Source organism: uncultured Sneathiella sp. (genome assembly GCF_963973085.1).
GTDB lineage: Bacteria > Pseudomonadota > Alphaproteobacteria > Sneathiellales > Sneathiellaceae > Sneathiella.
In genome coordinates this window covers 436,774-449,024 of record NZ_CAXAXA010000001.1, presented here as the reverse complement: position 1 = coordinate 449,024, position 12,251 = coordinate 436,774, and the positions used below count along the sequence as shown (strand labels likewise).

The window sequence follows — 12,251 nt, the reverse complement described above, 5'->3', positions numbered from 1 at the left end:
CACTGGGCATCACCTTACCCACGACGGCTTTCGTCCGCGATTGCGGCGATGGTGCGGGTCAGCAGCTTGATATCGCTGCGGATTTCCTGAACGACATGGTCGCGGCCATCGGCACTTTCCTCCAGCAGGCGGACCATGTGCACATCCAGGTTGCGAAGGTGGTTGCGGCTTGCCTGATCAAGCCCTGCCGTCTCCCCGGATTTCGCGAGTCGTTCCAGAACCGGTTTCAGTTCCGTCTGGTTCTCGGCGAGTTTGACCATCAGTTCCTGTTCGGTCCGCATCTGGTCGGTCAGTGCGGCGAGACGCTCACTCAGGTTGATCAGGGAATTTTCCGCCGATCCGCGTTTGTCCTCATTCCGGGCGAGGGTGCGTTGCAGGTTGTTCAGGCTCTCGCCCGTCTGCTCCAGCAGGGCATGAACATAGGCCGGAACGCTCTGGTCGCCGTCGCTGACGATCGAGGAGCCTGAGCTGGTGAAACGGGTGATGGAGGTCAGCCATTCTTCCAGGTCGGTGTAGAAGCGGTTCTGCGCCTGTCCCGCCTGCATATCCAGAAAGCCGAGGATGAGGGAGCCCGACAGACCGAAGAGGGAGGAGGAAAAGGCCACGGCCATGCCCGACAGAGGTTTTTCAAGGCCGAGCTTGAGTTCATCGAAAATGCGGGCGAAATCCCCGCCGCCCCCGACATTCAGCGTCGAGATGGCACCCCCAACGGAATCGACCGTTTCCAGCAGGCCCCAGAAGGTCCCGAGCAGGCCAAGAAAGACCAGCACATTGATCAGGTAGCGGGAGATGTCCCGCCCTTCGTCAAGCCGCGCGGCGATACTGTCGAGCAGGGTATTCATGGTCATCGCAGAAAGCCGGACGGGCCCCTTGCTGTCATGGATGATGGTCGCCAGCGGCGCCAGCAGGCGAGGCGGCCGGGCGGTCGGCTGAGTCGATTCCAGCCGGCGCAAACTATGTGTCCAATTGATTTCCCCCGACAGAACGAACACCTGACGGAAGATAAAGGCAATACCGAACAGCAAGACAAAGATAATCAGGCCGTTCAACAGCGGATTGGCGAAAAAGGCGGTCTGTATCTGCGGGTAGAGAAAGGCGGTAATGGCAAGCGCGATGCCGATAAAGATCGCCATACGGATCAGGTAGCGGCGCGGTTTCTTGATATTGGGGGTGCCCGCCAGGTTATGGGTTTCGACATGGGAATATGTTGTCATGGTCACCGTGTAATCAAAAGGAGGTCAACGCGATCCGCCGGGCCATCGCCTTCCGGCTCGCCAAGGGCCCGGACTTCAATTTGCTTGTTGTCCACGCCAAGGGTCATCAGTTCCGAGCGCACTGCCAGTGCCCGGCTGAGGGAGAGCCGCCGCGCGGCGCTGACGTTATCGCCGCTGCCATAGGCGAGAAGCTGGACATTCTGCCGATCCCCCGTCATCACCTGATCGGCAATGGATTGCAGGCTGTCCTGCGCTGCGTCCGGGAGTTTCATTTCCCCCTCCGCAAACAGGATGCGGGTGAGGTTGTCTTTTGGCTTCGTCGCATCGGCAAGGGCCTTGCTTGCGGGCGGTCCGGCGTCAGGAGTAATCGCAGCCAGCTGTATTTCCTTTGCCGCCTCTTCCTCTGACTGGACGGCGGGTTCCGTCTCGGCGGTAGCTTCCGATGTTGCTTCAGCCGTGGATTCCGTCACTGTCTCGGCGGAGACCGGCGGCGCTTCGGCGCTTTTCGTCACTTTTTCCGCAGCTTCTTCCGCGGCTTCCGTTTTCATCTCCTCGACAATCTCGGGTGTCGGGATCGGCGCGGTGTCCATCTTGACCACAGGGGTGGAGACATCCTCGAATTTTGCTTCCTCGGTCGCATCCGGAAGCTTTGCCGGATTGATCGGCGGTACCGGAACGGGTGGTGCTTCGGCAACCTCGGTCTGCGGAAGGGTGAGGGAGGGCTTGACCTTCGGAATGACGATTCTTTCAGGCGCTGTCGGGGAATTTTTCGAACGCGGCTTTGGCGGCGTCAGGGTGATAACCGTCTCCCCGTCGATGATCCGGGTCGGCGTGCGCGTCTCCGATCCTGCCGTCTGCAGCGCCTTTAAATTAACCTCAACCAATGGGCGTGCAGCTGTGCCGGTTTCGGCATGGGCGAGAGTGATGGTCATGCCCGTTAGCGGAAGGGCTAGCACAAGCGAGGCGAACAGGGACAGGGGAAAGGCCATTGCCGGTGATTTTTTCATTGGCCTCCTCCCTTACTTGACTGCATTACCATAGTGTTTCCATCATACATGCGCGGTTGCCCGTTTTCCCGAACCTGATCCCGGAAAATGTCAACTTTTGGGCAGACAGGCGATTGCATAGCACAATAACTTAGCGGGCGCACGGCGACAATCGTTTAGTTTTATGAAAGTATTTGGCGATATTGTTCTATTTCCATAAGCTGAAAGCGGGCGGCAATCATGTCCCGGCTGAAGGAGGGTGGTAACGATGAAGCTTGATACAATAGCCCTGTTGCTGGTGATCTTTGGCGGTGGGATCTATCTATTGTTCCTGCTATTCGCAGGGGCGATGGCGCCCTTTCCGTTCGGCCTCGTCCTTCTGATCGTGCTGGGCGCGCTCGGCTTTCTGCTGTTCCGGGTGCTTTGGCAGCACAAGACGAACGCCGAAGACAAATATTACGAGGAGAATGTCGATAAATGAGATCGGACATGCTTATTACCACCACGGACGAGATTAACGGCCACGAGATTGCCGAAGTAATCGGTCTTGTGCGGGGGAATGTCATCCGCGCCAAGCATATCGGCACGGATATCATCGCCGCCCTTCGCAATCTGGTCGGCGGGGAAGTTTCGGAATATACCAAGCTGATGGCGGAGGCGCGTGAGCAGGCGACGGACCGTATGATCTCGGACGCCCGGCTGAAGGGCGCGGATGCGATTGTCGGGATGCGCTTCACCACCTCGATGGTGATGGCGGGCTCCGCCGAGATTCTCGCCTTCGGCACCGCCGTCCGGTTGAAGCCGAAAAGCTAGGGTCGGGACCCTAGTAGTCTTCCTCACTCATTTCGATAACGCATTTGCCGTCCACCTTGCGGTTGATGACCGCGTCCAGCGCATCGACGAACTGAGGAAGCGGAAAGCGGGCGCCGATCTCGGGCTTGATCTGGCCCTTTGAGTAGAGGTCAAGGACACCGGCCGCCATCTCATCGAGGGCATCGATATGCTGCCGCCTGTTGCCGCCCGGCGACCAGCCGAAGAAATGCCCAAGGTTGAACCCCATTGCCGAGGCATTCTTGAGCAGCAACCTGTTGGCCGCGATATCCGGTATTGTGCCGCAGGCATAACCGATGGTCAGCAGCCGTCCTTCCCAGGCGAGGGAGCGGATGGACTGGATCGTCACATCGCCGCCGATGCTGTCATAAACGACATCGACGCCGCGCCCGTCGGTGAATTTCATCACCCGCTCGCGAAAGTCTTCCTGCCGGTGATCGATGACATAGTCGGCCCCGTGACGGCGTGCCGTTTCGCAATGTGTTTCCCCGCCGGCGACGGCAATGACGGTTGCCCCCAGCGCTTTGCCGATCTCGACCGCTGCCATACCGACGGCTCCGGCCGCGCCATGAACCAGCAACGTCTCTCCGCGTTGCAGTTTGGCCCGGCGCACGAGCGCGCCATAAGAGGTGTTGTAGGAAGTGACAACCGCCGAGCCGACGGCGAAATCCATATCTTTTGGTATCTTGAAGCAGGCGACATCCTCAATCTTGCAAAAACCGGCGGCGCCGCCATGATTGACACTGCACATGACATGATCGCCGACGGCAACCCGGGTTACATTCTCACCCACCGCATGAACGATACCGGCTGACTCGGTCGAGGGGATGTAGGGCAGCGGTGCCTTGCGCTGGTATTTTCCGGCAATGTTGAGGGAGGCTGCGAAGCTGACCCCCGCCGCCTTGTTGCGAACGACGACTTCACCGGGGCCGGGTTCCGGAACGGGAAGGGTTTCGAGTTTGGCTACATCCTTGTAGTTGCCGAATTCATGGACGACGATTGCACGCATGTCACGTTGATCCTGACTTGTTATTATTTATTGATCCGGCCTTAGAATAGCCTAGCAAACACTAATTACAAGCCTTTGATTTAAATCATCTATCGCCCGAGGCGAAGCTCGCGGAAAATTTCCATCATGCCGCTGTTGACGCCGGGATTGCTGGCGAGGATATCGCCTTTTTCAAGCATCTTCTCACCGCCGTCGATCTGGGAGACGAGGGCGCCCGCTTCGCGCGCAATGATAATGCCCGCCGCGATATCCCATTCTTCCAGATCGCGTTCCCAATAGCCGTCATAACGGGCGGCAGCAACATAACAAAGATCAAGCGAGGCCGCACCGTAACGTCGTACCCCAGCCGAGATTTCCATGAACCGTTCAAGCTCCTTCAGGAACTTGCCATGATCCTTTTTGCCCATGAAGGGGATGCCGGTGGCGAAGATGCTGTCGGCCATACGGGTCCGGCTGGAAACGCGCAAGCGGCGGGTATTGACGAAAGCTCCGCCCCCTTTTTCGGCCCAGAACATTTCGTCCTTGACCGGGTCGAGCACGAGACCCGCGGTGATCTCCTTGCCCGTCTTGATGGCAATGGAAATGGCGAAATGCGGCAGGCCGTGAAGAAAGTTTGTTGTTCCATCGAGGGGGTCGATGACCCAGTAATGTTCCCCATCCTTCGACGGTATATTCTCACCTTCCTCGGTGATGAAGCCGTATTCGGGACGGAGGCGGGAAAGTTCCTCGCGCAGCGTTGCCTCGCAGGTGAGATCGGCCTGGGTGACGAAATCCGCCGGTCCCTTGCGGGAGACCTGCAAATGCTCAACCTCATTGAAATCGCGCAGGAGCTTGCGCGCCGCCTTGCGGGCGGACAGTTCCATTGCATTGATGTCGGCAGATTTTCGCGCCATGGTGTGCTGCTTTTCTCTCGATCAGGAAACGGGGATTCAGACGGGTTCTAGTCCGCCCGCTTGAGATACTCGGATGTTTCCGTGTTGACAACGATTTTCTCGCCGCTGCCGCAGAAAGGCGGCACCATGACCCGTATCCCGTTTTCCAGGATCGCCGGTTTATAGGAGGAGGCGGCCGTCTGGCCCTTGACGGTCGGTTCGGTGTCGGTAATTTCCAGCACGACTTGCTCGGGCAGGATCACAGTCAGCGGGCTCTCCTCGTGAAACTCGATTTCCACATCCATGCCGTCCTGCAGAAAGGCGGCGCGCTCGCCAACCATATCTTTTGCTAGCGAGACCTGCTCATAATTGCTGGTGTCCATGAAGGTGAGCAGTTCCCCATCCTCATAGAGGAACTGGTGCGGTTTCTGCTCAAGACGGACTTTCTCAACCGATTCAGACGAACGGAAGCGTTCGTTCAGCTTGCTTCCGTCGCGCAGGTTCTTAAGCTCAACCTGAAGATAGGCGCCGCCCTTGCCCGGCTGCGTATGCTGGATCTTGACGGCGACCCAGAGGCCACCCTTATGTTCGACGACGTTGCCGGGCCGAATGGCATTTCCGTTAATTTTCATGGTTCATCTTCGCTTCTGTCAAAAAAATCTCGCCGGAACCTATCAGGTTGTCATGACCTTATCAATCACGCGATTAAAGGCGGCAACGGCCTCTTTCGGACCGTCGCTGTAGCCCCAGACCCCGTTACCGACCGCGAGGAAATCCGCGCCGCTTCGCAGGATCCCTTCCGCATTCTTTACCGTAATGCCACCGATGGCGACGGACGGGACCGTCGTCGTGCTGGCCCACCATTCCAGAATTTCCAGATCGGCCTTGGTTGTATTGGCCTTGGTGGAGGAGGGGAAGAAGGCCCCGAAGGCCACGTAATCCGCACCCATCTCACCGGCCTCGATCGCGAGGTGGCGGGAATTCTTGCAGGTGACACCGATAATCGCGTCGGGACCCAGAAGCTCGCGGGCCTGTTTGTAGGGCATATCCTCGGCGCCGACATGCACGCCGTCCACCTGCAGTTCCCGCGCAAGCCGGACATCATCATTGAGCAGAAAGGCGACGTTCGCTGCCTCGGCAATCGGGAACAGGCGCCGGGTCGCGGCGATGATTTCTTCTTTCGGACGGTCTTTCAGGCGCAGCTGGAAACAGGCGATATCGCCGCCAGAGATCGCGTCACGAAAAGCGGCCTCGAAACCATCAAGGTCGATGACGGCGGGTGATATCAGGTAGAGACGGGGACGCTCCCGTTCTTCTTCAGGCGTTGTCCCCATGTTATGTCTATTCCATATCCGCGTTATATTCACCGTCGCGAGCAGCGCTGGTGAGTTTCGCGCGGTGAAGGAAGGCTTTCTGCGCCGCCTCTATATTTTCCGGCTTGCCCTGCCAGGTGCTGAGTGCGGAGGCCTGCAACGCGCGACCGAAGGAATAGCTGATTTCCCATGGATAGGTGCCCATCTGGTTCATGGCATTGAGATGTTCCGTAGCCTGCTGCTCGCTCTGTCCGCCGGAGAGGAAGACAATGCCGGGCACCGCAGCGGGCACCGTCTGCTCGAAGCAATACAGGGTCTTGGTGGCGACTTCTTCCACGCCGGCCTGCTCGGGACAATGCGTGCCAGAGACAACCATGTTGGGTTTCAGCAGCATCTGCTCCAGCACGACACGCTGTTTATAGAGCTCGTCAAAGACGGTTTTCAGCGTCGTTTCCGTGACCGCGTAGCATTCATCGATATTGTGATCGCCATCCATCAGCACTTCGGGCTCGACAATCGGCACGATGTTGGCTTCCTGACAGAGCGCGGCGTAGCGGGCGAGGGCATGGGCGTTGGTGTCGATGCAATACTGGCTGGGGGAGGCTTCGCCGATGGAGATAACCGCGCGCCATTTGGCGAAGCGGGCGCCGAGCTTGTGATATTCCGCGAGGCGGTCCCGCAGGCCATCGAGCCCTTCCGTTACCAGTTCCCCTTCCGAGAAGGCGAGGGGTTTCGCGCCCATATCGACCTTGATGCCGGGGATGATGCCCTGCGCCTTGATCAGTTCGGTCAGCGGCGTGCCGTTTTTTGCCATCTGGCGGATGGTTTCGTCATAGAGGATGACGCCGCTGATATAATCGCCTGCGCCCTCGCTTGAGAGCAGCAGTTCGCGATAGTCGCGGCGGGTGTCTTCGGTACTCGGGGTGTTGATGGTGTCCAGACGCTTCTTGATCGTGCCAGTACTTTCATCGGCGGCAAGAATGCCCTTGCTCGGGGCGACCAGCGCCTTTGCAACATCTTCAAGGTCCAAGTCATCCATTTTCATCGTCTCCCGTAGTTTGGCCCGATTAGCGGGCAAGTGCGGCGACACCCGGCAATGTCTTGCCTTCCATCCATTCAAGGAAGGCTCCACCAGCCGTTGAGATATAGGTAAATCCGTCGGTGACACCGGCTTTCGCCAGCGCCGAGACCGTGTCGCCGCCACCGGCAACAGAAATCAGCTCGCCCGATTTTGTCAGTTTCTCGGCTTCTTTCGCGACGGCAACCGTGCCCTCGTCGAAAGGTTCGATCTCGAAGGCCCCGAAAGGGCCGTTCCAGATCAGCGTCTTGACCATCCCGAGCCGCGCCTTCAACAGCGTGACAGAATCCGGCCCGATATCGAGGATCATTTCGTCTTCCTCGACGCCGTCGAGTTTTCCCGCGCGGCTTTCCGCGCCCGCCTTGAATTCCTTCGCCAGCACGACATCGGTCGGCAGGAGAACTTCGCAGCCGACTTTCTCCGCTTTTTCCAGGATTTCGGTTGCCGTAACGGCAAGATCATGCTCGCAAAGCGAGGCGCCGACATTGATGCCTTGCGCATTCAGGAAGGTGTTGGCCATGCCGCCGCCAATCACCAGAATATCGACCTTTTCGATCAGGTTGAACAGAAGGTCGAGCTTGCTGGAGATTTTTGCGCCGCCGACAACCGCCATCACGGGCCGTTCCGGCTTTTCCAGCGCCTTGGTCAGCGCCGTCAGCTCTGCTTCCATGTTCCGTCCCGCATAGGCAGGGAGGAGATGGGCAATCGCCTCGGTCGAGGCATGGGCCCGGTGGGAGCAGGAGAAGGCGTCATTCACGTAAACATCGCCCGCAGCGGCAAGGGTTTTGGCAAAATCCGCGTCATTCTTTTCTTCGCCCGCGTGATAGCGGACATTCTCGGCGAGCAGTATATCGCCCGCCTTGGCATCTTTGAGCGCCTTTTTCACAGGCTCCCCGATGCAGTCTTCGATAAAGGTGACGGGCTTACCGATGTGATCCGACAGCCCCTCAGCAATCGGACGGAGAGACATTTCCGGCACGGCCTTGCCTTTGGGCCGGCCGAAATGGCTGAGCAGCAGGACGATCGCCCCCTTGTCGGCAAGTTCGTCCAGGGTGGGCCGGATCCGGTCAATGCGGGTGAAATCGGCAATCTTGCCATTTTCCACCGGCACGTTCAGATCGACCCGCACCAGAACGGTCTTGCCACTGGCATCCAGATCATCAAGGGTCTTGAAATCGACCATACGTCTCGTCTCCGTCCGTTACTTCTTCTTGCTTCTTACTTCGCGTTCGCCATGGCGATAGCCGTGTCGCTCATGCGGTTGGAGAAGCCCCACTCGTTGTCATACCAACTCAGAACCCGCACGAAGGTTCCGTCGATCACCTGGGTCTGGGTCAGGTCGAAGGTGGAGGACGCCGGGCTGTGGTTGAAGTCGATGGACACAACCGGATCGCTGTTGGCGTCAAGAACACCTTTCAGGCGACCGTTGGCAGCTTTGGTGATCGCGTCATTGATCTCTTCCTTGGTGGTCGAACGACCGGCCACGAAGGTAAGGTCGATCATCGAGACATTCGGTGTCGGCACCCGGACCGACGTCCCGTCGAGCTTGCCGACCAGTTCCGGCAGAACCAGACCCACGGCCTTGGCGGCACCTGTTGATGTCGGGATCATGGACATACCGGCTGCGCGGGCGCGACGCAGGTCGGAATGCAGGGTGTCAAGCACCGGCTGATCGCCAGTAAAGGCATGTATAGTCGTCATGAAGCCATGAACGAGGCCGACAGAGTCATTCAGGACCTGCGCGACCGGGGCCAGGCAGTTGGTGGTGCAGGACGCGTTGGATACGACCGTATGGTCCTTCGTCAGCTTGTCATGATTGACGCCGTATACGACCGTCAGGTCAACATCGGTGCCGGGGGCAGAGATGAGAACCTTCTTCGCGCCCGCTTCGAGATGTTTCGCAGCGGCATCGCGCTTGGTGAAGATACCCGTGCATTCAAAGGCGATATCGACATTGAGGTCGCCCCAAGGGAGGTCGGCCGGGTTGCGCTCCGCCGTGACCTTAATCGGTCCGCGTCCGAGATCAATGGTATCGCCGTCAACCGTCACCGTGCCGGGATAGCGGCCATGCACACTATCATATTTCAGAAGATGGGCGTTGGCCTCGACCGAGCCCAGGTCGTTGATGCCGACCACCTCGATATCCGTCCGGCCCGATTCATATATCGCCCGCAGGATATTCCGCCCAATCCGTCCAAATCCGTTAATTGCTACACGAACAGTCATTTTCTTCTACTCCTGATTTCCGGGGTCCCGTGACCGCCGGCCGTTATCATCCAAATTAAAGCCTGTCTTTTGCCGCGGCGACGATCGCCTCGGCGGTAATGCCAAAATGTTCATAGAGTTTGTCCGCAGGGGCGGACGCACCGAAACTGTTGATGCCAATAAAGCCGCCATCCGGGCCGGTGAATTTTTCCCAGCCCATGTCACAGCCCGCCTCGATGGCAATGCGGACAGTATCGGGACAAAGTGTTTCTTTTTTGTAAGTGTCGTCCTGCTTTTCAAACAATTCCCAGGCCGGAACCGATACGACTCGGGTTCCGATGCTTTCGGATTCCAGCATTTTCTGTGCTGCCAGGGCGATGGATACTTCAGAACCGGTGGCGAACAGGCTGACTTTCGTCTCCAGGTTCGACCCGGCAAGCTCATAGGCGCCCCGGGCGCACATGTTTTCGGCTGTATGGGTTTTCCGGACCAGTTCAAGGCCCTGTCGGCTGAGCGACAGGATCGACGGGGTCTCGGCTGCCTGCAGCGCCAGCAGCCAGCATTCCGCTGTTTCCACCGCGTCCGCCGGGCGGAAGACAGTAAGGTTCGGCATCGCCCGGAGGGCCGCAAGATGCTCCACCGGCTGATGGGTCGGGCCATCTTCGCCAAGACCAATGGAATCATGGGTCATCACATAGATCACCCGCTGTTCCATCAGGGCGGAGAGGCGGATCGCCGGTCGGGCGTAATCTGTGAACACCATGAACGTGCCGCCATAAGGGATAAAGCCCCGATGCAGCGCCATGCCGTTCATGATGGCCGCCATGCCGAATTCCCGCACGCCGTAATAAATGTAGCGACCGGAGAAATCTTCAGCCGTGATCGGTTCCATCTGCGACGTCAGGGTAAGGTTGGATCCGGTCAGGTCGGCGGAACCGCCGATTGTGCAAGTGACCTTTTCGTTGATGACCTTGAGCGCCTCTTGACTGGATTTGCGGGTCGCCCAGCCGGGCGCCTCTTCGCTAAGGCGGCGCTTGTAATCGATAATCGCATCCTCAAGCTCCGGCGGCAGGTTCCCGGCGAGTGCGGTGTTGAAGGTTGCCTGCACGTCTTCGGGCTGCGCCTTGAAGCTCTTTTCCCAGTCGGCGGACAGGCGGGCACCCTTGGTGCCGACGCAGCGCCATTTATCCAGGATCGTGTTCGGGATTTCAAAAGGCGCGTGGGGCCAGCCAAGCTCGGTCCGGGCGAGGGCGATCTCATCATCTCCCAGCGGCGCGCCATGGGCGCCGGAGGTGCCCTGCTTGTTGGGGGCACCGAACCCGATGGTGGTGCGGCAGGCAATCATCGACGGCTTGCTGCTTTTTTTGGCGGCGTTAATGGCCGCCTCAATTGCCTCGGCGTCATGACCGTCGACCGCATGCACGTCCCAGCCAGCAGCCTCAAAGCGTTTTTCCTGATCATCGGAAACGGAAAGCTCGGTGGCACCGTCAATGCTGATGGAGTTGTCGTCCCACAGCACGATCAGCTTGCCAAGGCCGAGATGACCGGCGAAGGAGATGGCTTCATGACTGATCCCCTCCATCAGGCAGCCGTCGCCCGCGATCACATAGGTGTGGTGATCAACGATGTCCTTGAAGCGCGCCGCCTGCATCTTTTCCGCAAGCGCCATGCCGACAGCCATGGCCAGTCCCTGGCCGAGCGGACCGGTCGTCGTCTCGATCCCGTCCGCATGACCGAATTCCGGATGACCGGCGGTCTTGGCGCCGAGCTGGCGGAAATTCTTGATCTCCTCCAGTGTCATGTCTTTATATCCGGTGAGATACAGCAGCGAGTACAGCAGCATCGATCCATGACCGGCAGACAGCACGAAGCGGTCGCGATCGGCCCAGTCCGGCTTGGCCGGATCGAACTTCATAAATTTGGAGAACAGGACCGTGGCCACATCGGCCATTCCCATGGGCATGCCCGGGTGGCCCGAATTGGCGGCCTGAACCGCATCCATCGAGAGGGCGCGAATGGCGTTCGCCATATCGTTATGTTCGCTTGAGTTCGTTGACGACTTAAGCCCGATTTCATTCATACTTGGCGCATCTCCATCCACCAGAGAATCCGTTCCTATCGTCAGCGGTGCCATATCCGGCAAGGTGCGGGACGATCACACGGGATGTGCTTTCAGATTACTGGTGCCCGTCTTCGGGTGGTTTTACAATGTCTCCAGTTGCCATGTCATTCCGGTAGTAGAGCCGCCCCAGCCGGGCAGGCGTCGCGGTCTCCGGAATTGCCGGTCAAAAGGCATTCATTACGGAATCGAGGGGAAGATGCCGCCCAATCCGCACCACGTCAACCGCTTAGTTCACGGAAACGGCGGGAATTGCGGAAAAAGTGAGGCAACCAATTAGGTTGACGAGCGTTACGGCATGATCGTATTGTCAAAGGTGAGGGATTTCCGGTAACTGACCATAAACAGTGTGGAATAGACTGATGGGGAACGAGCAGAACAGCGAATCGAGAATTGATGCCGCAATTGCCCGGCTGGAAAAGGCCGCCGCAGACGCCATCCAGGCCCGGAATAGCACGGCGGAAACGGCCGTCGGCTCCGATCTGGCGGCGGAAAATGCGGCGCTGAAGAACGAGTTGGAGGCTTTGCGGGGGAAATATGAGGCCCTGAAACGCAAGACGCAGGCCGTGTCCGGCCGCCTAGATCAATCCATTGACCAGCTCAGCATGATATTGGAGCATTAGA

General features: G+C 58.6%; 13 protein-coding genes. 3 read left to right on the top strand and 10 right to left on the bottom strand.

Annotated elements, in window-relative coordinates:
* Positions 1-14: 14 nt before the first annotated feature.
* Both AACZ19_RS02110 and AACZ19_RS02105 read right to left on the bottom strand, forming a co-directional pair.
* Positions 15-1,214: a hypothetical protein gene (locus AACZ19_RS02110; RefSeq protein WP_339630671.1), complete on the bottom strand. Its 1,200-nt coding sequence runs from the start codon at positions 1,212-1,214 to the stop codon at positions 15-17.
* A gap of 2 nt (positions 1,215-1,216) precedes the next feature.
* Positions 1,217-2,221, bottom strand: a complete 1,005-nt coding sequence (locus AACZ19_RS02105; RefSeq protein ID WP_339630669.1) for an OmpA family protein — start codon at positions 2,219-2,221, stop codon at positions 1,217-1,219.
* Between the two features lie 247 nt (positions 2,222-2,468).
* Here AACZ19_RS02105 and AACZ19_RS02100 point away from each other — a divergent pair, with 247 nt between their 5' ends.
* Both AACZ19_RS02100 and AACZ19_RS02095 read left to right on the top strand, forming a co-directional pair.
* The gene (locus AACZ19_RS02100) at positions 2,469-2,681 is read left to right on the top strand and encodes a hypothetical protein (RefSeq protein WP_339630667.1); all 213 of its coding nucleotides are present in this window, start codon (positions 2,469-2,471) and stop codon (positions 2,679-2,681) included.
* The gene (locus tag AACZ19_RS02095; protein WP_339630666.1) at positions 2,678-3,013 is read left to right on the top strand and encodes a heavy metal-binding domain-containing protein; all 336 of its coding nucleotides are present in this window, start codon (positions 2,678-2,680) and stop codon (positions 3,011-3,013) included. Before AACZ19_RS02100 ends, AACZ19_RS02095 begins: the two co-directional genes overlap by 4 nt.
* A 10-nt stretch (positions 3,014-3,023) precedes the next feature.
* On the opposite strand, the gene AACZ19_RS02090 is transcribed toward AACZ19_RS02095, so the two are convergent.
* The 8 genes from AACZ19_RS02090 to tkt form a co-directional block, all read right to left on the bottom strand.
* The gene (locus AACZ19_RS02090; protein WP_339630665.1) at positions 3,024-4,040 is read right to left on the bottom strand and encodes an NADPH:quinone oxidoreductase family protein; all 1,017 of its coding nucleotides are present in this window, start codon (positions 4,038-4,040) and stop codon (positions 3,024-3,026) included.
* An 89-nt stretch (positions 4,041-4,129) separates the two neighbouring features.
* Entirely contained in the window at positions 4,130-4,933 is an 804-nt protein-coding gene (locus tag AACZ19_RS02085; RefSeq protein WP_339630664.1) for an inositol monophosphatase family protein, read from the bottom strand.
* Positions 4,934-4,980: 47 nt separating this feature from the next.
* Complete coding sequence (efp, locus tag AACZ19_RS02080; protein ID WP_339630662.1) at positions 4,981-5,544, bottom strand: elongation factor P; 564 nt, start codon at positions 5,542-5,544, stop codon at positions 4,981-4,983.
* Positions 5,545-5,586: 42 nt separating this feature from the next.
* Positions 5,587-6,246 (bottom strand): thiamine phosphate synthase, encoded by a 660-nt coding sequence (thiE, locus tag AACZ19_RS02075; protein WP_339630660.1) that lies wholly within the window; start codon positions 6,244-6,246, stop codon positions 5,587-5,589.
* 7 nt (positions 6,247-6,253) lie between these two features.
* On the bottom strand, positions 6,254-7,264 hold the full coding sequence (locus AACZ19_RS02070) for a class I fructose-bisphosphate aldolase (RefSeq protein WP_339630658.1): 1,011 nt from the start codon (positions 7,262-7,264) through the stop codon (positions 6,254-6,256).
* Between the two features lie 28 nt (positions 7,265-7,292).
* The gene (locus tag AACZ19_RS02065; protein WP_339630656.1) at positions 7,293-8,486 is read right to left on the bottom strand and encodes a phosphoglycerate kinase; all 1,194 of its coding nucleotides are present in this window, start codon (positions 8,484-8,486) and stop codon (positions 7,293-7,295) included.
* Between the two features lie 35 nt (positions 8,487-8,521).
* Entirely contained in the window at positions 8,522-9,529 is a 1,008-nt protein-coding gene (gene gap / locus AACZ19_RS02060; protein WP_339630654.1) for a type I glyceraldehyde-3-phosphate dehydrogenase, read from the bottom strand.
* Between the two features lie 55 nt (positions 9,530-9,584).
* Positions 9,585-11,588, bottom strand: a complete 2,004-nt coding sequence (tkt, locus tag AACZ19_RS02055; protein WP_339631407.1) for a transketolase — start codon at positions 11,586-11,588, stop codon at positions 9,585-9,587.
* 401 nt (positions 11,589-11,989) lie between these two features.
* Here tkt and AACZ19_RS02050 point away from each other — a divergent pair, with 401 nt between their 5' ends.
* On the top strand, positions 11,990-12,250 hold the full coding sequence (locus tag AACZ19_RS02050; RefSeq protein ID WP_339630652.1) for a hypothetical protein: 261 nt from the start codon (positions 11,990-11,992) through the stop codon (positions 12,248-12,250).
* Position 12,251 lies beyond the last annotated feature (1 nt).

Bases quoted from the DNA above. Each gene is read 5' to 3' on its own strand.
- efp (WP_339630662.1), bottom strand. From the start codon at position 5,544: ATGAAAATTAACGGAAATGCCATTCGGCCCGGCAACGTCGTCGAACAT.
- AACZ19_RS02085 (WP_339630664.1), bottom strand. From the start codon at position 4,933: ATGGCGCGAAAATCTGCCGACATCAATGCAATGGAACTGTCCGCCCGC.
- AACZ19_RS02100 (WP_339630667.1), top strand. From the start codon at position 2,469: ATGAAGCTTGATACAATAGCCCTGTTGCTGGTGATCTTTGGCGGTGGG.
- AACZ19_RS02050 (WP_339630652.1), top strand. From the start codon at position 11,990: ATGGGGAACGAGCAGAACAGCGAATCGAGAATTGATGCCGCAATTGCC.
- AACZ19_RS02090 (WP_339630665.1), bottom strand. From the start codon at position 4,040: ATGCGTGCAATCGTCGTCCATGAATTCGGCAACTACAAGGATGTAGCC.
- AACZ19_RS02105 (WP_339630669.1), bottom strand. From the start codon at position 2,221: ATGAAAAAATCACCGGCAATGGCCTTTCCCCTGTCCCTGTTCGCCTCG.
- AACZ19_RS02095 (WP_339630666.1), top strand. From the start codon at position 2,678: ATGAGATCGGACATGCTTATTACCACCACGGACGAGATTAACGGCCAC.
- thiE (WP_339630660.1), bottom strand. From the start codon at position 6,246: ATGGGGACAACGCCTGAAGAAGAACGGGAGCGTCCCCGTCTCTACCTG.
- gap (WP_339630654.1), bottom strand. From the start codon at position 9,529: ATGACTGTTCGTGTAGCAATTAACGGATTTGGACGGATTGGGCGGAAT.
- AACZ19_RS02110 (WP_339630671.1), bottom strand. From the start codon at position 1,214: ATGACAACATATTCCCATGTCGAAACCCATAACCTGGCGGGCACCCCC.
- AACZ19_RS02070 (WP_339630658.1), bottom strand. From the start codon at position 7,264: ATGGATGACTTGGACCTTGAAGATGTTGCAAAGGCGCTGGTCGCCCCG.
- AACZ19_RS02065 (WP_339630656.1), bottom strand. From the start codon at position 8,486: ATGGTCGATTTCAAGACCCTTGATGATCTGGATGCCAGTGGCAAGACC.
- tkt (WP_339631407.1), bottom strand. From the start codon at position 11,588: ATGAATGAAATCGGGCTTAAGTCGTCAACGAACTCAAGCGAACATAAC.